Below are 20,694 nucleotides of genomic sequence, written 5' to 3' on the forward strand. Positions count from 1 at the left end.
ATGATTCAACCAAAGTCCCCGCAACCCTATGCGCCCGTTGTACTCAAACTCCTGCAAGGAGCGATATATAGCGATGACCCGCATTGGGGGCCGTTGCAAAGTTACCTGACTCCAATTAAGGAATATTTTAGCAAAATTGGCTTGCAGGTTCAAAATTACGAAACCGAAGGATTTGCTTACCTGGAACAACCAGACCCCGACCCGGACGATCGTACTGAACCCCTACCTCGCCTAACTATTCGCCGTAAATTGAGTTTTAAAGTTACAGTTTTTTGTGTTTTATTGCGGGAGGAATTGCGACAGTTCGATGCCAGCGATGCAACTGGGAAGCTCGTTTTGAGTATTGAAAAAGTGCGAGATTTGTTACAGCCCTACCTACCGGAAGGAAATAATGAGGACACATTTCGGCGGGATGTGGAGGGACTGGTAAAACAGGCGGTAGAATTAGGATTTCTCAAGCGCCTGTCTGGAGAGGATGAGAACTATGAAGTGCGCTCTATCCTCAAAGCCAAAATTGATGCCGATATGCTGGAAATTTTGAAGGAAAAGCTAGAAGCTTATGCAAATACTCCTACCTTTTGAACCGATCGATAATTCCCCCAATGCCCTAGCAGGATTTCGCCTGCAACGCTTTGAAGCGCTCAATTGGGGAACCTTCGACCGACGCCCTTGGACGGTCGATTTGCAAGGGGGAATTGCCTTATTAACTGGGGCAAACGGTTCGGGAAAATCGACTTTAATCGATGGTTTGCTAACGTTACTGGTTCCCAACAAACGCCGCAATTACAATCAGGCTTCCAGCACCTCTGGCAAGAAAGAGCGGGATGAAAAAAGCTACGTGCAGGGAGCGTACAGTCGGACTCGTGCAGAGGAAAAGCACGGTTCAAAAGCTAAATTCCTTCGAGAAAAAGGGACTCTTTCGGTTCTGCTGGCATATTTTAGCGATCGCGCCAGCCAGCAAGAAGTGACGCTGGCGCAGGTGTTATGGATGGAAGAGGGATCGGTGCGAAAGTTTTTTGTCGTTGCGGATGCCGAATTGTCGATCGCCGCTCATTTTAACTGCACGCGCACTTCAGATTTGAAAAAGCAGTTGAAAGCGATGGGGGCTGAAACATTTGATGAGTTTATCAAATACAGCCAGCAATTTCGCAAGCGCCTCGGTTTGCAATCTGAAAAAGCTTTGGATTTGTTTAATCAAACGGTCAGCATTAAAGAAATTGGTGGCTTGAACGACTTTGTTCGCAATCATATGCTGGAAAAAACCGACGTGCAAACCAAAATCGGGGAGTTGCAGAAAAGCTATAAAGATCTCACTGAATCTCACGCGAAGATTCAAAAAGCGGGACAGCAGTTAGAAGCATTAAAACCTCTGACAGAAGAAGCAGAAAAGTTTCAATCGTTGCAAAATAAAGTGGCAGATATCAAGCAATACCAAGCTATTTTGCCATCATTTTTTGCGAGTAAAAAAATGAACTTGTTAACAAGAGAACTACAGATAATCGATCGACAGCTAACTCAAACACGACATCAGCGTACCGAAAACGAGAGTCTTTTAGAAAACTTGCGCCAACAAGAAAGAAACCTGGATTTTGCTATTAAACAAGACAGTGTGGGGCAGCGGATACAGGAACTCAAGCGAGAAATTGAACAATGCCAGAAGGAAGTTAACAATAAGAAGAAGCAGACCGATCGCTACGATAGCTGTGCTAAACTATTAAATCTTCCCGAATATAGCGAGCGCAATACCTTCTATTCATCCCGAACAAAAGGAGAAGGATTAAAACAAGAAATTGAGGCTGCCTTACAAACCTTAGAAGCACAACGAGACAAGCAAAAGCTGCTGTATTCCGACCTGCAAAAAGAACAGACTCAACTAGATGATGAATTAAAATCTCTTCGCAAACGCCGCAGCCAAATTCCTAAAAGCAATCTCGATATCCGCGATGGGCTTGCCCGCAGTCTCAATCTGAACGATACCGATCTGCCTTTTATCGGAGAACTACTTCAAGTACACGAAGACGCGCGGGAATGGGAAGGGGCGATCGAACGCTTGCTTCGACCTTTTGGCTTAAGTATTCTAGTTCCTGAAGCTCATTATCCAGCCGTGAATGCTTATGTAAACCGCACTCATTTAGGCGGAAAGTTAGTTTATTATCGCGTTACTTCAATTGCTCCCAATCCAACGCAACGCGCTCTCAATCCGCAGCAAGTCCCCTCTAAATTGGAAATTAAAGGCGATAATCAAACATTTTATCACTGGTTGAAAGATCGATTAGTACGAAATTTTAACTATGTTTGTTGCGACACAGAAGCACAATTTCAACGAGAAACTGTTGCTATTATGCGGACGGGGTTAACCAAACAAGGTGGAGAACGACATGAAAAGGACGATCGCTCTAAAGTGGGCGATCGCAGTCAATATATTTTAGGTTGGAGCAACGCTAGTAAAATTCAAGCTTTAGAGACAGACTTAAAACAAATTAATCACGATCTTAACGAAATTAACAAACAAATCCAGTTTCTCGAAAAGCAGCGCCATCAACGCTCGCAGCAAGCTTCTCGGCTGCAAGATTTCATGAATTTTGCTGATTTTGCTGAAATTGATTGGCGATCGAAAGATCTAGAATGCCTCGATTTCCAGAAACAATTGCAGGAGTTACAAGCTAGTTCCGATCGGCTTAAGCAACTAGAAACACAGCTTCAGACAACTAAAGAGGAAATTATTCAAGCCGATCGAGAGCGAGATGGATCGATTCGAGAAATTCAAAGGCTTGAAGATCGGCAAAGCAACGCCCTAAAACAACAGAATGAGTGCGAGATAAAAGTGCAATTGTTTACCACTTCGGATATAGAAGACTTTCAAAAGCGCATGACAGCTAAACTCAGGCAATATAGCCTGACATTGGAAACCATCGATCGAGATGAAACAAACCTGCGCGATTTCTTACAAGACGAACTCCGTCAAAAAGAACGACAACAGGATAGTTCTCGAAGCTCGCTCACCATGCAGATGCTGAACTTTAAGAATGCTTTTCCTGAAACTGTTTTAGAATTAGGATCGTCCCTCGATTACTTGGATGAATATCTGAAGCTCAAGCTCCAAATCGAACATGACGATTTACCTCGGTACGAAAAAGAATTCAAGCGCTTAATGGACGAGAAAATCATCCTTGACATTTCAATGTTTAAAACTTCCCTAGACAAGCAAGAAGAAGACATCCAGCAAGCCATTGACGAACTAAATGAATCTCTGCACCAAATTAACTACACAGATTCAACTTATATTAAACTGTGCTGCGACAAGACTCGCAATGAAGAAATTAAAGACTTTAGAAACGATCTAAAGGTGTGCCTGGGTGATGCGGCACGACAAAGTGCTGAAGATAATGAAGAGCGATTTCAAAATATCCGAACTCTCCTGATTGAAAGATTCAAATCTGAAGAAAGATGGACGAATTTAGTCACTGATGTTCGCAACTGGCTAGACTTTTCCGCGAGCGAACGCTATGGCTGCGATAATAGCGAGAAAGAACACCATACTGACTCATCTGGAAAATCTGGCGGGCAAAAAGTCAAGTTAGCTTATACAATTCTAGCATCCGCGATCGCCTATCAATTTGGTTTGCACCAAGACACTGCAAAACATAAGTCTTTCAGGTTTGTGGTGATAGACGAAGCATTTAGTAAATCAGATGATAGTAATGCTCGTTACGCGATGGAACTCTTCAAAAATCTGAACCTGCAACTTCTAGTTGTTACTCCAAAAGACAAAATCAATGTCATAGAACCTTATATTTCCAGCCTGCATTTTGTTACTAATACACCTGAAGGAGACTGCTCTAGCATTACCTCTATGTCGATCGAAGAATTCCGTCAAAATCGTCAAACTGTTCTCAATCAAAACCGCGATGCTCGATCCCGATCTAATTAAACAAAAATCCGAACAGATGTATGCTTCTTTCTTGAGTGCGATCGCTGCGGGAGAGAACTTTTTTCCGCGTGAATTACCAGTTGGTTCTCGCCCCAAAGATTATATTGCTCTTCGCGATGCTGTTACTCAATTAATTAACAAATCAAAACAGTCTATAGGCTATGGCTATTCCCTTGAATTGGAAACCAAAAAAACTAAAAATTATGGCGTGCAATCTTTACCGAAGCGGATTAGTATTGACACAGAACAGGACTATCTCAAACTCATTAATAAGGAAAAAGAAGTCGCCCAATTCAAAGCAAATTTAGCATTGATTCGGGCAGAAGTTCCCGCACTGAACACCTGGATTTGCCAAAATCCTTTGAAAGTAATTAAGTATGGCGATCGCTGGCATGACTTACTTAAAGTTTGCCAATACTTTCAACAAAATCCGCAACCCAACCTTTATGTTCGAGAACTGCCTATTCAGGTTCATACAAAATTTATTGAGCAGAACAAAGGAATTATTCGCACTCTTTTAGAAGCCCTCCTTCCTATCGAACAACTTGTATCCGTAGAAGGAGAGAAAGAATATACGTTTGAAAAACGTTTTTCTCTTAAATATGGCGATACTCTCATTCGATTTAAATTTCTCGATCCAGCATTAAAAGCTAAATATAATTTTAGTGCTGCCGATCTCAGCATTCCTCTCTCTGAATTTCAGCAGCTAAATTTAGTAACGCATCGCTGCATCATTACTGAAAACTTGACGAACTTTCTAAATCTACCTACTTTAGAAAATAGTTTGGCAATATTTGGTAGGGGCTATGGAGTTCAAATTTTAAAAACGGTTAGCTGGCTATCACGATACCATATTTTCTATTGGGGTGATTTAGATGTTGATGGATTTAAAATTCTATCTCAATTGCGAACATATTTCCCTCAAACAATTTCCATTATGATGGATCTGGCAACATTTGAAATGTTTCAGGAATTTGCAGTTTCTGTCGGAGGGGCGATCGCGGAAATTTTACCTAATCTGAATTCGGAAGAAGAAACTCTCTATACTCATCTTGCGCTTCATCAAAAACGTTTGGAACAAGAACGGATCGCTCAAGATTACGTCAACGGAATTTTACATAATTTAATGCAGCAAAATCCTTGATTAAAGATCGATAATCAATCGATCGCGATCGCACCTAATCCCAAGCAACTTTTACACAGAACTTCACGCTCGAATAACTGTAACCGATCGCCCCATTGGACTCGTATGAATTTCAGTTTTCAACCGTTCTTCGATTTCTGGTGTATTCTCGCGGCGATCGAAAATGACCAACCAACCAGAATCCTGTCCCAATCTAGCCAGATATCCATCTAACTGTTCCAAACCTTTACTGAGAGGATCGGCTTTTTTAGTCCGCCAAACCTTCAGTTCAATACCCAATGTTACCTCACCGTAGCGCAAACATAGATCCATGCGATCGCGCCCGATCGCATATTCCCGTTCCAAAGTTCCCCCGCCATTAATCACCCGATGCAGAAACGCCATCAGCACTAAATGAGGGGCTATTTCGGGATAGGAAGCACTTTTGAGTAACGGTTCGCCATGTTGCAACCAAAAGGCCATAAAAGCTTGGAGTAAGGCATCGGTCATCAGTTCTCCGCGAGAGTTCAACCAACTCGGACTGATAATCGGTAAACTATCTTGCGGTCCTTGGGCTAAGACTCGCGGCAAAACTTCTCGATAAATCGGATTGGCGATGACTAAACCCCCAGCCGGAGATCGTTTGAGCAAGCCCAAATCTACGACGTATTGGCGATCGTCATTAGAAGACTCTGGCAGTTCTTGTCCTGCTAAAATCGGCTCGATAATCGCTTTGACTCGATTTTCTCGGAGTCGTTCTGCCAAACTATCCAAATGCGTATCTTGACGTTGAATTATAATTTCTTTAGCTGTTAAAATATGGTCGGCTGTAATTGCGATCGATTCATCAGTAACTAATTCTTCTACTATTTCCTTGGCTAGCGCATTGACTAACCAAGGCTGTCCCTGAGTCAATTCAAAGGCTAAGGCTGTTGCTTCGGGTGTAAAAACTTGTCCGGTATCTTGAGTGTGTTGTGCGTAGAGTTCGGCGACTTCTTCGGCGTTAAAATTGCGTAAAGTTAGCGATCGCACTTTAATATTAAACGGACTAGAAGTATTGAGTCTGTCGCTACCACCCGCAGCGACTTTGTAATCGCGAACATCTCGCAAACCGATTAAGCCAACGGATTGAGGAAAAGCTTTAGGACGATTGGGATAAGCATCGCGCAGTTGGCGCAAGATGGAAATCAAGGCTTGGTCTTGCAGTGCGTCAATTTCATCAATAAAAATTACCAAAGGACGAGGGGATGCTTGCGCCCAAAGACTCAGTGCATCGCCGATTCGCTGTCCCGATTCCAACGAAGGCCAAGCAGGAGGCTGTAATTCCTGGGGAAGTCGGACGGAAATCGCCCGCCGCCAAGCAGCCAAAATCGCCTCTTCTGCACCTGCGATGTCTTGACTGAAGGGTGCGCCGACTTCAGCCGAAACCATGACGGCGGTGTATTTTCCGCTATCGGTTAGTTCTTTTGCTAAAGCTAGCATGGCGGTGGTTTTACCAACTTGTCGGGGTGCATGAATGACGAAATAGTTCTGCTGAGCAATTAGTCGTTCTAGGTTGGGGAGGCGACGGGTAGCAGGGAGCAGATAGTGGATGTCTTCGCGGCTTGGGCCTGCGGTATTGAACCAGCGTGGCATAGGTTAATTGGGGCTAAATGGGGTTACTCTCAGTTTACTGTAGGCTGGTTGGAATGGCGTTCTCTTGTGAGGCGGGGGTTTGTAGCGACTTGTGGGGTATGAGGAGCGATCGGCAGAGTCCTTAACGTTCTCAATCACCCGCTACAGACAACCTCAAATATAAGCCGATAATCTCTCGGAAGTCGGTGTGCATTGAGATTGTTAGGCTTCTGCAACATTGCTGAGGATATCGGAAAGAGTTACAAGCATCAATCTCTTTCAAGTTCTTCATCAACCTCTTTCAGAACTTCTACAAACACTTCTTGAGCTAGTGAATCTAACGTAGGCCACACATTTAATAGCCATTTTTTTCCTTCTTCTGTAGGCTCGACGTATGGATCTGATTCATTGGCACAAGAAACTCCCATCGCCACAACACGAGATGAATCTTCGAGACCACCTGCAATCATAGCCTCAATTGGCGATCGAATTAGCAATCGGGTCAAGTGAGGTCTGCGAGAGCAAGCTGGTGCAATGATTGCAAATGCTGCTTCAACAAATGACCAGCAATTCGTTGGCCAGAAGGCTTTGTTGACATTCGCAACAAACATCTCATCATCAAATACTGAAGGATTAGTAGCTTCCTGTTCATAAAACTTTGCTAAATCAACTAAATATTTATTAGATGTCGTCCAATCTGCCATTGCTGTAATTTCAGATAAAATAAAATTAAGGCTCTACCGACTATTCAAGAATCCTAACTTAATTACGATGCTACCCGAACAATTAATTGAACCCTTGCAGCAGCAATTAAATTATGCCAAATCGCTTCATGCTTTGGATTTAGCAGTATTTAAATTGTAGGGTGCGTCAGGTGAGTTTTCTCAAGAATTATTGAAGGTTTAAATATCTGACGCACCTTACTAATTGTGATAATTGCGTAACTCCTGTTACTATTAGCTAACAGCTACGGCCTCCCCCAAAGGATGCTGCTGCAAAACCGCTTGCAAATACTTCCCAGTATAAGACCTCTGATTTGCCGCCACATCCTCCGGCGTTCCCGCCACAATAATTTCGCCGCCCTTATCTCCCCCTTCCGGGCCTAAATCGATCGCCCAATCGCAGCACCGAATCACATCTAAATTGTGTTCGATTACCAAAATTGAATTCCCCTTATCCACCAATCTTTGCAGCACATTTAACAAATGGTGAACATCATAAAACGACAAACCCGTCGTCGGTTCATCAATCAAATAAAGCGTCTTCCCAGTAGCGCGGCGCGACAGTTCCGTTGCCAGTTTTACCCGCTGCGCTTCGCCACCCGAAAGCGTCGGCGCCGCCTGCCCCAACTGAATGTAACCCAAACCAACATCAACCAAAGTTTGCAGTCTGACGCCAGCCCTGGGAATATTTTTAAACATTTCCAAAGATTCCTCTACAGTCATGTTCAAAACATCAGAAATCGACTTGCCTTTGTACTTCACTTGCAGCGTTTCTCGGTTGTACCGTGCACCCTTGCAAACCTCGCACTGCACGTAAACATCCGGCAGAAAATTCATCGAAATTACGTTCACGCCTTGGCCGCCGCAAGCTTCGCACCTTCCCCCTTTCACGTTAAAAGAAAACTGCCCCGCTTTGTAACCTCTTGCCTTCGCTTCAATGCTTTCGGCAAACAAATCCCGAATCACATCAAAGACTCCCGTGTAAGTAGCGGGATTAGAGCGCGGAGTGCGGCCGATGGGAGATTGGTCAATTACAATTACCTTATCAATCACATCCTCTAGAGATCGTTCCCCTTTAGTTTTGAGGGCGTCCATATCGGGTGGTAAAGGGACTTTTTTGGTGATATAATGTTGCAGCGACGGGTACAGCAATTCATTGATTAAAGTTGATTTTCCCGAACCGGAAACCCCCGTCACGCAGACAAGTTTTCCCAGCGGAATTTCCACGTCAATATTTTTTAAATTGTTGCGCGTCGCATTTATGATTGAGAGAGCTTTGCCGTTGCCTTTTCTCCTTTCATTAGGCGTTTCAATTACTCGCTTTCCAGACAAATAAGCCCCGGTCAAAGATTCTTCTGCAGCCAGCAAATTTTCTAAACTTCCTTGCGAGATAATTTTGCCACCGTGAACGCCAGCACCGGGCCCGATATCCACAATGTGGTCGGCCGCTCGCATGGTTTCTTCATCGTGTTCTACGACAATCAAAGTATTGCCTAAATCGCGCAATTTTGTTAAGGTTTGCAGCAGGCGAAAGTTGTCTCTTTGATGCAGTCCGATGCTGGGTTCGTCCAAAACGTAGAGAACACCAGTCAAACCAGAACCGATTTGAGTCGCCAGCCGAATTCGCTGGGCTTCTCCGCCAGAAAGCGTCATTGCTGCGCGATCTAAAGTCAGGTAATCTAACCCGACATCGAGCAAAAATTGCAGCCTTGCTTTGATTTCTCTCAGGGCTAAATCGGATATTTGGAATTGCCGATCGCTCAATCCCAAATTATTAACTCGTTCGCGGCATTCGCGAATCGAAATACTGGTTAAATCGACAATTCCGTACTGTCCCAACCGCACCGAAAGCGCCTCGGGTTTCAAGCGCTTGCCGTGACAAACCTCGCAAGAGCGATCGACCCGATACTGTTCCAACTTCTGCTTGATCAAATCAGAACCAGTATCGTCGTACTGGCGCTGCAACATGGAAATAACGCCATTAAAATCTCTCCTAAAATCAGTGCTGCCGTCGCGCTTTTTACCTTCTGCGCTGCGCTTGGACTCATTGCCGTACAAAATTACCTGCTGGTGTTCGGGCCTTAATCGATACCAAGGAGTGTCGATATCAAACCCGCAAGTATCAGCAATACTGCAAAGCAAAGAGAGATAATAGGAATTGTCTTTGTCTGACCAAGGTGCGATCGCACAATAAAGAGGTGCTTTCTCATCGGGAACTACCAACTCCGGCGCAAAAGTTCGCAAACTCCCCAAACCGTGGCAGTTTTGGCACGCGCCGTAGGGCGAATTAAAAGAAAATAACCTGGGTGAAAGTTCCTCCATTACTGCGCCGTGTTCGGGACAAGCAAAGTTTTCGGAAAATACGATCGGCCCCTGTGGTTGGGAATTTTCTTCAGTCGGTAACTCTTCAATAATCGCAATCCCCTCAGAATGGCGCAAACAAGTTGCCAGAGAATCAACTAAACGTTCTTCTAAACCGGGTTTTTTAATTAACCGATCGACAACTATCTCGATATTGTGCGTATGATTTTTATCTAATTCGATATTTTCCGAAAGTTCTAAAATTTCTCCGTTAACTTTGACGCGAATAAATCCTTCCGCAGCTAAACTCGACAATAATTTGCGGTGAGTGCCTTTTTTTCCGCGCACAACTGGTGCCAGAAGGTGAAAGCGAGTGCCGTCGGGAAGTGCCATGACTCGATCGCACATTTCATCAATTGTCTGCGGCGCAATGCAGCGATCGCAAATCGGACAGTGCGGTTCGCCGGCTCTGCCGTACAGCAATCTGAGATAATCGTAAATTTCTGTAACAGTGCCAACAGTCGATCGCGGGTTGTGAGAAGTTGACTTTTGGTCGATCGAAATAGCCGGACTCAAGCCCTCGATCGCGTCCACATCCGGTTTGTCCAACTGTCCCAAAAACTGGCGCGCGTAGGCGCTGAGAGACTCCACGTAGCGGCGCTGTCCCTCGGCAAAAATTGTATCGAAAGCGAGGGAAGACTTACCAGAACCGGAGACGCCAGTAAAAACGATCAGGCGATCGCGCGGCAGTTCCAGATCGATATTTTTCAGGTTGTGCTGTCTCGCACCGCGAACCCGAATCGTATTTTGGTTGTGAGAGTGAGAATTCGTCACATTATGCCCGTTGCGGGATGCACTTGGCTGGCTGTTTGAGGTTTCGGCGCGTTGGGACATGAGAGTAGTGCAAAACAGTGCTTAACCATCTTAGCGCTGCAGATCGAATAGCTGGCATCCAAACTCAAGAATATCAAAGAATCGTCAAATAAGTTTCCGTCGGCCCGTCGGGCAAAACCTTCAATCTTTGATTTTTCAAATCGACTTCAATTCCCAGCGCTTCCATCGGAATCACCCCTAAAAGTGGAGTTTTTCCCTCTGGCAATTCCAAACACTCAAAAGTCCCTTCGCGCCCGCACAGAGAAATCTTGGCATCTTGAAAAATCCTCGCCTCACTAATACCCGTGGCTGTTTCCACAACTACTTGCTTGAGAATTTTCAAACCCAATCTGGCGATGACATCTTTAGGCAAACACAAAGTTGTCGCGCCCGTATCCACTAAAACATTTTCTAGAGTAACAGACCTGACTTGCTCGATTGGAATCAGATTATCTTCTGCTTTCCCTTCATCCAGCCGATTCGTAATTACTAGGGTTGTGATAACTTTTCCCATTGGAGTTTCCGTAGTTGTTTCCATGACGTTCAAATTATCATAAATTGCTGCTTTAATTTTAGCATATACAGCGGATTTCAGGTTTGTGAAGTAGGGACACGGCAATGCCGTGTCCGGGAGCATCTCAGTTTTGCATTTACAGTGCGAGCGTCCCCGCTCGCGTATTGTACAATACGCGAGCGGGGACGCTCGCACTACAACCAAAAAAATGCTTTTTACAAAACTGAGATGCTCCCCCGTGTCCCTACTAGCTAGTCAAAATCATCAAATTATTGCACGCCAATAAACTTGTGAGTTTGCAAAGATAGCCTGTAACTAGGATTTTGTTTCAGCAATTCCAAAATAATGGGAATCGCTGAAGTTTTTGAGTTCCATTCTGGTTGCAAGAAAACCGGAATATTCACATTATTTTCCAAATGCTTGTGATAAAATTCAACTTCTGCGCCAGTGCTAATCACTAACTTAATTTCATTGGCTCTAGTCCAGAAAAGCTCTTGCACCGGATATTTAGGATTGAGGTGTTCTTTAGGAGAAAGAGTAATCCAAGCCTGCGGGGAAACATCCTGCCAGTAAGCACCCGAAGTTTCAATACTCACCTGCTTGTCAGCTTCTAACAAAGCTTCAACTAACTCCGGCAAATCGCGGTGAATGAAAGGTTCGCCGCCAGTAATGACCACCCTCGGAGACTGCAATTGAGCGAGCAATTGGGCGATCGACTGCGGCACAGACGGCAAACCTTTGCCCCCATTTTCGTAGCCTGTGTCGCACCAAGGACACCCCACAGGGCAACCTGCCAATCTGATAAAATCAACTAAAGTCCCCGTCCAGTAACCTTCGCCTTGAACAGTACACTGAAAAGTTTCGTGAATTGGTAATTTTAGTTGTAAATTAGACACCCGAAGTTACGCCTCAAATCAATTAGTTACGTTGTTTAGATATAATATTCTTAAATTGTTATTTCTTCGCGGTTTGCAGCAAATAAAAACAGTTCTGAACGCATAAACGGGGTTTATGAAAAAAAATATCCGTTTTATCTCAGAAGCTTGACTCAGAAATCGGGTTTCTTCATAGCTTTTGTATAAATCCTTAGAAATCCACCACAAACCGCAAATAACTCTTTAATTATGCTGTTCAGGTTCCATCAGAGTAGCCCAACGGCGTTTCAGGGCCAAAGTCAGCCCGTCAGCAATGGGGACAACACTGAGAGTAACTCTGGGATCGTTACGCAATTTGTCGTTGAAACTACGAATGGCGAGGGTGCTTTCGTCTTGTACTTGAGGATCGGCAACTCGTCCAGACCACAGAACATTGTCAATTACAATTAAACCGCCATTGCGTACAAGTTGCAGCGATCGCTCAAAATAAGCCTCATAATTTTCTTTATCGGCGTCGATGAAGGCAAAATCAAAGGTTCCTGCTTGTCCCTCGGCTATTAGTTTGTCGAGAGTATTTATTGCTGGGCCCAACTGCAAAGAAATCTTATTAGCAACGCCCGCAGCTTCCCAATAGCGTCGTGCGATCGCAGTATATTCCTCGCTGACATCGCAGGCAATAATTTGACCGTTAGGAGGCAGCGCTAAAGCTACGCACAGCGAGCTATAACCAGTAAAAACGCCAATTTCTAAGGTTTTGGTCGCTCCCATAAGCTGCACCATGAGCTCCATAAACTGACCTTGTTCGGGAGCAATCTGCATCATCCCCATAGGATGCTTAGCAGTTTCTTCTCGTAGTGAAGCGAGAATATCTGGCTCCCGCAGAGAAATAGATAACAGATAATCGTAAAGTTGATGTTCTAGGCCAAGAGTTGAGTTCGCCATTGGTTTGTCCTTGCTGCTCACTTTTGATTTTAGATTTTAGACGCCCTGTTAATGGAAATCGGAGAATGTAGAGTTAATTTAGGCATATATTTTGCTGTGGCTGATGGCAGGTTGCAGTAGCAGTGTGTCGGTTACACAGAGGCCACTTGCAAAACGCACGCTCTACTTCCAAATCAGTTTATCTCAGCCGCAGGTGATTTCGCAGCTCTGGAAAATAAAAATCGATAGAGGGGAGCGTTTTGAGATTCCTACTTTTCTAGCACTAGCACCGCGTAACCCCGTTAGTGATACCAGTTCAAAAAACGAATGCAACTGTATACAATCTGCAAACCCATACATAATCAGCCATTCCCCATCTCAAATCTCAAATCTCAAATGGTATGAGTTGGGGAGAAAGTGACTTCATCCTGATTACTAAGGAATGAGAGTTAAATAACTTCCACTCTTGAAAGTGGGATGGGCGTCCCGCCCGTCCAAAAAGGACGGGCGGGACGCCCATCCCACAATAACAACTAAAATTGTAAGTTATTTAATTCGCGATCCTAACTAGATGAACTGCGAAAAACATAAGTATGTCATTGCCAGTGAAATGAAGCAATCCCAAAGGTTGTGATTCGTTTACATTTTGTTACATTGTCAAGTTTGTTTGTGTCGTTCTACTTAATCGTCAATGAGTAATTATTGAGGACTTATATCATGTCCGATCGATTATCCCTAATACGGTAGGGGCGGGTTCACGAACAATATCTGCCAATAATTGACAATCTCAAAAACCCGCCCTTTTAATCGATCCCAAACCAAAAAACCGTTTCCTTTAACTATTATGGATGGGTTCAAGCCCGTGTATGTTCCTGGAACAAACTAGGCGTCTGGAAACCCTTGTCTCCCGGAGTATTACTAATCACTAATAAACTGGGTTCAATAGGACGATTTCTTAACTGTCACACTTTATGAATCCATACTTAAACAACCTACCCCAAATCTCAACTACCTTGCACGATTGAGGTAGAGCAAGTATTGGCGGGAAAAAACAGGTTTACCGCAACCCTTGGCCTGCACTTTTACTCATAACTAATGAACCGGGATTAATAGGACGCTCACTTAACTGTCACAGTTTATTCCTCCAGACCTAAACCACCTACCCACAATCAAAACAACATTCTACCAAGGCGATCGCTATGTATTACACTTTCGCAGGTTTTGGTGCCGCCACAGGCATATTTTTGCTGCTAGTTTTTGCCATTCTGCAATGGCTGCACGTCTCCGCCGGCAGTTTTATTGATTGGATAATTGCCATTGCTATTTTTGAATGGCTGTTGCTGATAGTTACAGTTCCCTGGAATATCCACTTTGAAGCTAAAGAAGTTTTAGCGCAAGCCGCCGAATCGACTAAAAAAAACATTGCTGTCGATCGGGAACAACTACAATACGTTACTGTATTAGTTAGCCGATCGCTCTTGGCGGCGATCGCACTTCACCTGTTTAGCGCGATCGCACTTTACGCCCTAGCCGCCGCCGGAATTAGTGCTGTTGGCTATCTCAGTTCCGCTGCTGCACTGCTGTTAACTGTACTGCGTCCAGCTATCCGAGGTTATCAGTATTTAGCCCAGCGGCTGACAAGTATCCGCCGCCAATTTTTGCACCCCCGTGAAGATATTGTCGAACTCCGCAGCCGCTTTGCACAATTAGAATCTACAGTTAAAGATTTGGCCAATCAAATAAGTTCAGACAATCCGAATTCGTGGGTGGCTGTCCAAAATCGGGAACGGGAAGCGATCAGAAGAGAATTAACTACTTTATCCGCATCTCTACAATCTTTGCAAGCGACAAATCAGGCAGAGCACACTAAACTGAGAAGAGATGCAGAAAGTGCGATCGCCCAACTCACCGATGACGGACAATTTCTCAACCACGTCCGCGAAATCCTCCGCTTCTTTAAAGAAGCATAAAAGAAGTGATTAGTGATTAGTCATTAGTGATGAGCCATTTCTCATTAGTGATTAGTCATTAGTCCTTCTCCCAATTACCAATTCTCAAGTTCCCATTTGCACATATCTATCTTTAGATAGATGGCAAAGGCTCGCGAATACTAAAAGTCTTAAGGAAGAGAAAATTTTATCAGTCTTGAGGAAGACTCAATAAATATATTTTTCATATAGCAACCGCCCTGACGGTTAGGACGTTCTTAATGCTGAAACCCTTGCGGAAGATTGCTTTTTCCTTCTCTCCTAGATAACTAAAACCTTCTTCCTTCTTCGTTCTTCCTTCAATATCTGCTATGACAGCAACTTCTTGCCAACTATAACCAAAGATAGTTTGTGAATGAGCTAGCTTTGGATTAATATTTAAACATAAGCCAAAGACCTTTTTGAAAAGATAACTCAGGAATAAATCATGACTAATCGCCAACCAATACCCCCCAAAGAAGAAGTTAGCAAATCAACACCGGCCGACGAACAAATCGAAGCCAATATGGAAGCCCCCCACTACGACAGGGGCATTACTCCTGCGGAGACAGCAGCCCGACAAGAACGCGAAGGCGCTAACTTCATGCACACAACCACCGAAGCGAAGCAGAAAAGTGCAAAAACTGATGACCAAACCGATGACGAAAGCATTCACACTACAGATGGTTATACAGTAGACAAAGAAGGTCTGGTTAACAATTACGCGATCGAACCGGAAATGTACATCAACGAACCGGGCGATTTGAGAGCCAAAGAAGAAGCCGAAGCCGCAGAACGGGCTCGAATTCTCGCAGAAATCAAAGATAAAAAAGGCGAGGAAGGAAAACTGACAATGGATGCAGACACCCGTGGCAAAGGGCCGGGCATTATCTAGATTGTGTGGTTGGTAGTTGCATTTGGGCGCGCGAGCTTGCAACGGCAAAGCACAGGGGCGGGTTTTGATAGTTCCGGCAATTATCGATCGATATTTCCGGTAAAACCTGCCCCTATTTTGTTTTACACATCTGTTTTTTGAGTTGAGATGTTACATCTTACATCTTGCACCAATATCAATAATCCTTTTTTGGGCTGGGTCTCCTGCCCGACCCCTACTCCTCACAATAAAACTCATTCTTTGTGGAACAGGCAGGAAACCCTTTTCTTGAGAATGGTGCAAGATGTGAGTTACATCTGAGATATTGCACCATTCTCAATTACTTGTTTAGGAACAGGCTTTCCGGCCTGTTCCACAAGAGATGAATTTTTTTGTGGAACAGGCCGGAAAGCCTGTTCTTCAGAATGGTGCAAGATGTGAGTTACATCGTACACCTCTCAATTACCGTATCAATCGGCAAGTTTTCACACCCAGCCCAAAAACGCCTTAAAATACCTCAAGCTTTAACATTTTCCCTCAGCCAATTAAACTTAGCCTCAGCTAGCGCCAAATTTTCCAGAACGTTAGGATTGATATCCTCGCGTTCAAATTCTGGTTGATCTAATTCTATATTGCGACCATATTCTATATGTCTGATCGTACCGCGCATCCTATCTGCCAGACACAGTGAAATTCCATAATAAAACCGCGAAGCAAAGCCCATATCTTGATCGAGTTTGATTACTAACTGTCGCCTGGGAATTGCCAGCAAGTGAGTTTCTTCGATCGCCTTCACCGTTGCCAAAGGAGGGCGAGCATCAATGAAAGAGACTTCTCCCACCAGTTCTCCGCTGGCTATTTTAGCGAGTTCTCTAGTCCGCTCAGCCTCGATTAAAACGCTTAAACTCCCCTTCAAAACAATGTATAGCGCATCTATCTGCCTCCCTTCCTGGATCAAAATCCCGCCCGGATCTAAAACTTCCTTTTTGCCTTTTTGGACGATCCAGTTGATATCGTCATTATTTAACTGGCTCAAAATAAAAAGTGCTTTTTTTCTGCTGCTGTCGGCCATAAGTTTTAGCTCTCGATCGCTTCTTCTTTATATAAAATTTAGATGGCGCGCGATCGCAACTTCTTCCGAAGCAGTCCTCGCTCAATAAAGTTTTTCTTATCCTGCCTAACTTATTAGCAAAACCCATATCCGGCAGGCTTTGCCAATAGCAGATGAATCACGCTGAATCATAATCTCTCAATACTAGCATTTGTTAAACAATCTTTTTTAACTCGATCGACCTCAAAAAACTCGTGTAAAATTCCCGTCTCAAAAGGAATTGGGTTCACCCGCCCAGCTTTGGTGCGGGATGGGGCGCGGCAGACAATGCTCCGCGCCCAGTCTTGCTCACTAAATCGATCGCAAATCAGGATAGCCGGCCAACATATCGTCAGCAGTCAGAGTGTCCCCGTTCGCTTGAGGAGTCCACAGCACCTCAACCGCCAGCAACTGCTCGCTCGATACTCCCCCAATCTGGCGCAAAGCTTGGCGCAAATCTTCAGAGTTTTTCACTGCTGGCAATTGCAATTTACCTTGAGTACCGACAATCACCGTCACCACAATAAATTCCCCAGGATCTGAATTCACATCAGAAGCCACCAGCGCCCCATTTTCCTGCAAACCTGGCAGGATATTGCTGCTCCCTGCTTGCCGGAGCTGATTGTTATAATTCGAGAGCGTTTCTTCAGTAAATTTACTGCGTTCTGCCAAAGAAAGTTGATTAAACTTAGCTTCGGCTGCTTCCAAGCGAGTTTGCACAGATTCAGCGCCCGCGTAAACCCAGTATTCAGGATGCCGCAGCAGCGCCAGAGTAGATTCTTGCAGCACTTGAGCGCGACCGGCTGCTGTATCGGTATCCGCTTTTCGCGCTAGGGAGTCGAGTTCGGCTTGCAAACCGCGGGCCTCTGCTAGCAAACCAACTTGCAAGCGGGCGACAGATACAGTGGTAGTAGGGGCGCTGTTGCCCAGTTCGTCAGTTCCGCCCCCGGCGCGGCGGAAGCTTTGGACGAGGAAATTAGCGATCGAAATAAAAATCAAAATCGAGAACAGGCCGCCAAACCCGCCCCCAAAGCCAAAAAACGGCAGTAAGAACGGGAAACCGAAGCCGCCGCCAAAGCCGCCACCATAGCCGCCGGGGTAGTAGCCTCCTCCCGACGGCGCGTAAGTGCGACTAGGAGACGAGTAACTGCGCGCCGGAGCACTAAAAGATCCGCCGCCGATGCGTCCGCCGCTGCGGGCAGCCAGAGCTCCATCAGCGTTACCCAGGGCTAGCGTCAGTACCAGACCGATCGCAAATAGTGATTTCAAAAGCGGTTTGATCTTTGAAATTAGTTGCTTGTACATAAGACCGTTACTTTTCGATACATTTATAATTTACAGTTTATTCTCGCTTCTGGGCAGCCTGGTTATAGGTGTGAAGCCAGCGAGATATCCGTACCAACCGATCCCACCACAGTTATGCCTGAGTCTGCAAACGAGAAAACCTAGAAAGGACTTGCATTCCGATGCGGAGAACAATAGACCTCTGGAATAATTATTGTGGAACAGGCATCTTGCCTGTTCAAGACTTGATTTTCACTTCTAGGTCTAATCGACATCGCGGGTTTTACAGAACTTTACTTAAGTACAGGGCGATCGGCCAACAATAAGCTCTAGACTTTTAAAGAAGCGCCACGAGTCCTAGAAAACAGGGCTTTATCTACCGTAAAAAAAACATTATGTTTCCAACTCACCGCCCCCGCCGCCTCCGCAACCATCCCCAACTCCGCCGGATGGTACGCGAAAATATCTTGACAACCAGCGATTTAATTTACCCCCTATTTGCCGTACCGGGGGAAGCTTTTGCTAAAGAAGTCACATCGATGCCCGGAGTTTACCAGCTATCGGTAGACAAAATAGTAGAAGAAGCAAAAGAAGTCTACGACCTCGGCATTCCCGCTATTATTTTATTCGGCATTCCCGCAGACAAAGATACAGATGCTACAGGTGCTTGGCACGATTGTGGCATCGTTCAACAAGCGACGGAAGCAGTTAAAAAAGCCGTACCAGATTTAATCGTCATGGTCGATACTTGTCTGTGCGAATATACCAGTCACGGTCATTGCGGCTATTTGGAAGTCGGAGATTTAAGCGGCCGCGTCTTGAACGATCCCACACTAGAATTGCTGAAGAAAACCGCAGTTGCTCAAGCTAAAGCCGGTGCAGATATTATCGCACCTTCGGGAATGATGGACGGTTTTGTCGGAGCAATTCGCGAAGGATTGGACTCCGCTGGATTTGAAGATATTCCCATCATGTCTTACGCGGCAAAATACGCCTCAGCTTATTATGGCCCATTCCGAGATGCAGCAGAGTCTGCTCCGCAATTTGGCGATCGACGCACCTATCAAATGGACCCCGGAAACGGCCGCGAAGCTCTGAAAGAAATTGCTCTCGACATTGCCGAAGGCGCAGATATGCTCATGGTTAAACCCGCTTTAGCTTACATGGACATCATCTGGCGCGTGAAGGAAGCAACTAATCTGCCAGTTGCTGCTTACAACGTTTCTGGCGAATATGCGATGGTGAAAGCCGCCGCCCTCAACGGTTGGATAGATGAAGAAAGAGTAGTGATGGAAACTTTGACAGGATTCAAGCGTGCTGGTTGTGATTTGATTTTGACTTATCACGCCAAAGACGCCGCCCGCTGGTTGCAAAACTGATTCACTTAATTTGAGATTAGAGATTAGAGATTTGACTCCACACCACAATCTTCGGGTGTTCTTGTGGAGTCAACACCTCTCTCGATAGATGCTTTTTGAGCAATTAGGCAAGACACTAGCTATAGCTTACGCTTACCGATAAACGACGCCTCGAAACCGGGTTTTTACCGTTTCAGTGGGCTGTAACTGAGATATTGCACCATTCTCAGGAACAGGCAAGATGCCTGTTCCACAAAGAGTGAATTTTCTTGTGGAACAGGCATCTTGCCTGTTCATAAAAAGCTTATTGACAATGGTGCAACATTTCAGTTGTAACGAAGTATTGCTATGAAAAAACCCGGTTTCTCTGTAGACAAACTCCCAACCCCTAAAAAATCAGTCATTCCCCATCTAAAATCTCTAATCTCAAATATCAAATGGTATGAGTTCTAAGTTGGGAATTTTGAGTCAAAGACTTTTTTTCAAAATTTACCCCAAAAAGTATTAATCATCACCGAAATTAGTTAGAAAATATGTATGAATAAAAATAGTTTTGTAAATGGGGAATTCAACCATTGATAGTTCCCACGCAAAATCAACTTTCACTCGTGTAAAACAGTAAAAGTAACACAGTTGAGATACAACTTCAAGGCAGATTGAGCATGACATCAACGACTAGGGATTCCAGTCACATTCAATTTTGTATAGGTCGCGATCGCGCCGACATCGTACAGATCCAAGAACTATTTAAAGCCGCCGCCTTTTGGGCGAGGGAACGCAAGATAGAAGATTGGGAAATTGCGATCGCCAACAGCGAACCAGTTGTTACAGTTTGGGACGGCTCACGAGCGATCGGCTTTGCCAGAGCCACCTCAGATGGCATCTATCGAGCTACCATCTGGGATGTCGCCATTCACCCGGATTACCAAGGTGCAGGACTCGGCCGCAAATTAGTGCAAACCGTCTTGAGTCACCCTCGGATGTGCCGAGTAGAGCGAGTTTACCTGATGACAACTTACAAACAAAGCTTCTACGAGCGCATCGGTTTTCAGCCAAACGCTAGCACCACAATGGTACTTGAAAATCAGCTTCTAGAAGAAAATCTCGAATTAGAAATTAGCAACGGCGAATTGCTAACTGCTAATTGTTAAATCCGCACAAAAATTGCACCAAAATCTATAATATGTAGGGTGCGTCGCAGCGCACCTTACTCCCTATTAGACATCTCCAATAATTCTTGTGGAACA

17 protein-coding genes are annotated in these 20,694 nt (G+C 44.8%); 7 read left to right on the plus strand and 10 right to left on the minus strand.

The annotated features are described in order from the left end of the window. From QT992_RS08285 to QT992_RS08295, 3 genes are read left to right on the plus strand one after another with little or no spacing between them, the layout of a single operon-like run. Complete coding sequence (locus QT992_RS08285; protein ID WP_333338660.1) at positions 1 to 582, plus strand: DUF4194 domain-containing protein; 582 nt, start codon at positions 1 to 3, stop codon at positions 580 to 582. After that, positions 560 to 3,931 (plus strand): SbcC/MukB-like Walker B domain-containing protein, encoded by a 3,372-nt coding sequence (locus tag QT992_RS08290; protein ID WP_333338657.1) that lies wholly within the window; start codon positions 560 to 562, stop codon positions 3,929 to 3,931. The genes QT992_RS08285 and QT992_RS08290 overlap by 23 nt, the downstream gene beginning before the upstream one ends. Continuing rightward, positions 3,909 to 5,075: a DUF3322 domain-containing protein gene (locus QT992_RS08295; RefSeq protein WP_333338654.1), complete on the plus strand. Its 1,167-nt coding sequence runs from the start codon at positions 3,909 to 3,911 to the stop codon at positions 5,073 to 5,075. The genes QT992_RS08290 and QT992_RS08295 overlap by 23 nt, the downstream gene beginning before the upstream one ends. A 63-nt stretch (positions 5,076 to 5,138) precedes the next feature. Here the strand turns inward: QT992_RS08295 and QT992_RS08300 are convergent, their stop codons facing one another. The 6 genes from QT992_RS08300 to QT992_RS08325 form a co-directional block, all read right to left on the minus strand. Beyond that, positions 5,139 to 6,689: an ATP-binding protein gene (locus tag QT992_RS08300; protein WP_333338652.1), complete on the minus strand. Its 1,551-nt coding sequence runs from the start codon at positions 6,687 to 6,689 to the stop codon at positions 5,139 to 5,141. A gap of 248 nt (positions 6,690 to 6,937) precedes the next feature. Beyond that, positions 6,938 to 7,372, minus strand: coding sequence for a hypothetical protein (locus tag QT992_RS08305; RefSeq protein ID WP_333338650.1), 435 nt, complete (start codon positions 7,370 to 7,372; stop codon positions 6,938 to 6,940). Positions 7,373 to 7,624: 252 nt separating this feature from the next. Then, positions 7,625 to 10,585: an excinuclease ABC subunit UvrA gene (gene uvrA, locus QT992_RS08310; protein WP_333338647.1), complete on the minus strand. Its 2,961-nt coding sequence runs from the start codon at positions 10,583 to 10,585 to the stop codon at positions 7,625 to 7,627. Positions 10,586 to 10,658: 73 nt separating this feature from the next. After that, positions 10,659 to 11,102 (minus strand): retroviral-like aspartic protease family protein, encoded by a 444-nt coding sequence (locus tag QT992_RS08315; RefSeq protein ID WP_333316243.1) that lies wholly within the window; start codon positions 11,100 to 11,102, stop codon positions 10,659 to 10,661. Positions 11,103 to 11,347: 245 nt separating this feature from the next. Then, positions 11,348 to 11,974 carry a 7-carboxy-7-deazaguanine synthase QueE gene (locus QT992_RS08320; protein ID WP_333343074.1) on the minus strand — a complete coding sequence of 209 codons (627 nt, stop codon included), beginning with the start codon at positions 11,972 to 11,974 and terminating at the stop codon, positions 11,348 to 11,350. Positions 11,975 to 12,196: 222 nt separating this feature from the next. After that, the gene (locus QT992_RS08325) at positions 12,197 to 12,895 is read right to left on the minus strand and encodes a class I SAM-dependent methyltransferase (protein ID WP_333150977.1); all 699 of its coding nucleotides are present in this window, start codon (positions 12,893 to 12,895) and stop codon (positions 12,197 to 12,199) included. A gap of 1,178 nt (positions 12,896 to 14,073) precedes the next feature. On the opposite strand from QT992_RS08325, the gene QT992_RS08330 reads away from it, so the two are divergent. Further along, the gene (locus QT992_RS08330; RefSeq protein WP_333316182.1) at positions 14,074 to 14,844 is read left to right on the plus strand and encodes a hypothetical protein; all 771 of its coding nucleotides are present in this window, start codon (positions 14,074 to 14,076) and stop codon (positions 14,842 to 14,844) included. A gap of 202 nt (positions 14,845 to 15,046) precedes the next feature. On the opposite strand, the gene QT992_RS08335 is transcribed toward QT992_RS08330, so the two are convergent. Next, positions 15,047 to 15,304 (minus strand): hypothetical protein, encoded by a 258-nt coding sequence (locus QT992_RS08335; RefSeq protein WP_333316184.1) that lies wholly within the window; start codon positions 15,302 to 15,304, stop codon positions 15,047 to 15,049. On the opposite strand from QT992_RS08335, the gene QT992_RS08340 reads away from it, so the two are divergent. Further along, the gene (locus tag QT992_RS08340) at positions 15,290 to 15,736 is read left to right on the plus strand and encodes a hypothetical protein (protein ID WP_333053284.1); all 447 of its coding nucleotides are present in this window, start codon (positions 15,290 to 15,292) and stop codon (positions 15,734 to 15,736) included. The genes QT992_RS08335 and QT992_RS08340 overlap by 15 nt on opposite strands. Before the next feature lie 290 nt (positions 15,737 to 16,026). On the opposite strand, the gene QT992_RS08345 is transcribed toward QT992_RS08340, so the two are convergent. The 3 genes from QT992_RS08345 to QT992_RS08355 form a co-directional block, all read right to left on the minus strand. Beyond that, positions 16,027 to 16,170: a hypothetical protein gene (locus QT992_RS08345; protein ID WP_333316185.1), complete on the minus strand. Its 144-nt coding sequence runs from the start codon at positions 16,168 to 16,170 to the stop codon at positions 16,027 to 16,029. Positions 16,171 to 16,232: 62 nt separating this feature from the next. Further along, positions 16,233 to 16,787, minus strand: a complete 555-nt coding sequence (locus QT992_RS08350; RefSeq protein WP_333316187.1) for a cyclic nucleotide-binding domain-containing protein — start codon at positions 16,785 to 16,787, stop codon at positions 16,233 to 16,235. Between the two features lie 330 nt (positions 16,788 to 17,117). Then, positions 17,118 to 18,110: a DUF1517 domain-containing protein gene (locus QT992_RS08355; RefSeq protein WP_333316189.1), complete on the minus strand. Its 993-nt coding sequence runs from the start codon at positions 18,108 to 18,110 to the stop codon at positions 17,118 to 17,120. Positions 18,111 to 18,484: 374 nt separating this feature from the next. Between QT992_RS08355 and hemB the strand changes: the two genes are divergently transcribed. Both hemB and QT992_RS08365 read left to right on the plus strand, forming a co-directional pair. Then, positions 18,485 to 19,468 (plus strand): porphobilinogen synthase, encoded by a 984-nt coding sequence (gene hemB / locus QT992_RS08360; RefSeq protein WP_333107810.1) that lies wholly within the window; start codon positions 18,485 to 18,487, stop codon positions 19,466 to 19,468. A gap of 641 nt (positions 19,469 to 20,109) precedes the next feature. Further along, entirely contained in the window at positions 20,110 to 20,598 is a 489-nt protein-coding gene (locus tag QT992_RS08365; protein ID WP_333163027.1) for a GNAT family N-acetyltransferase, read from the plus strand. Positions 20,599 to 20,694 lie beyond the last annotated feature (96 nt).

It is taken from the genome of Microcoleus sp. T3_D1 (genome assembly GCF_036700405.1).
Lineage (GTDB): Bacteria > Cyanobacteriota > Cyanobacteriia > Cyanobacteriales > Microcoleaceae > Microcoleus.

What these genes read in the sequence shown, in the direction of transcription:
- QT992_RS08315 (WP_333316243.1), bottom strand. Translation starts at nt 11,102, where the DNA reads ATGGAAACAACTACGGAAACTCCAATGGGAAAAGTTATCACAACCCTA.
- uvrA (WP_333338647.1), bottom strand. Translation starts at nt 10,585, where the DNA reads ATGTCCCAACGCGCCGAAACCTCAAACAGCCAGCCAAGTGCATCCCGC.
- QT992_RS08295 (WP_333338654.1), top strand. Translation starts at nt 3,909, where the DNA reads ATGCTCGATCCCGATCTAATTAAACAAAAATCCGAACAGATGTATGCT.
- QT992_RS08330 (WP_333316182.1), top strand. Translation starts at nt 14,074, where the DNA reads ATGTATTACACTTTCGCAGGTTTTGGTGCCGCCACAGGCATATTTTTG.
- QT992_RS08285 (WP_333338660.1), top strand. Translation starts at nt 1, where the DNA reads ATGATTCAACCAAAGTCCCCGCAACCCTATGCGCCCGTTGTACTCAAA.
- QT992_RS08300 (WP_333338652.1), bottom strand. Translation starts at nt 6,689, where the DNA reads ATGCCACGCTGGTTCAATACCGCAGGCCCAAGCCGCGAAGACATCCAC.
- QT992_RS08365 (WP_333163027.1), top strand. Translation starts at nt 20,110, where the DNA reads ATGACATCAACGACTAGGGATTCCAGTCACATTCAATTTTGTATAGGT.
- QT992_RS08355 (WP_333316189.1), bottom strand. Translation starts at nt 18,110, where the DNA reads ATGTACAAGCAACTAATTTCAAAGATCAAACCGCTTTTGAAATCACTA.
- QT992_RS08290 (WP_333338657.1), top strand. Translation starts at nt 560, where the DNA reads ATGCAAATACTCCTACCTTTTGAACCGATCGATAATTCCCCCAATGCC.
- QT992_RS08325 (WP_333150977.1), bottom strand. Translation starts at nt 12,895, where the DNA reads ATGGCGAACTCAACTCTTGGCCTAGAACATCAACTTTACGATTATCTG.
- QT992_RS08350 (WP_333316187.1), bottom strand. Translation starts at nt 16,787, where the DNA reads ATGGCCGACAGCAGCAGAAAAAAAGCACTTTTTATTTTGAGCCAGTTA.
- QT992_RS08340 (WP_333053284.1), top strand. Translation starts at nt 15,290, where the DNA reads ATGACTAATCGCCAACCAATACCCCCCAAAGAAGAAGTTAGCAAATCA.
- hemB (WP_333107810.1), top strand. Translation starts at nt 18,485, where the DNA reads ATGTTTCCAACTCACCGCCCCCGCCGCCTCCGCAACCATCCCCAACTC.
- QT992_RS08305 (WP_333338650.1), bottom strand. Translation starts at nt 7,372, where the DNA reads ATGGCAGATTGGACGACATCTAATAAATATTTAGTTGATTTAGCAAAG.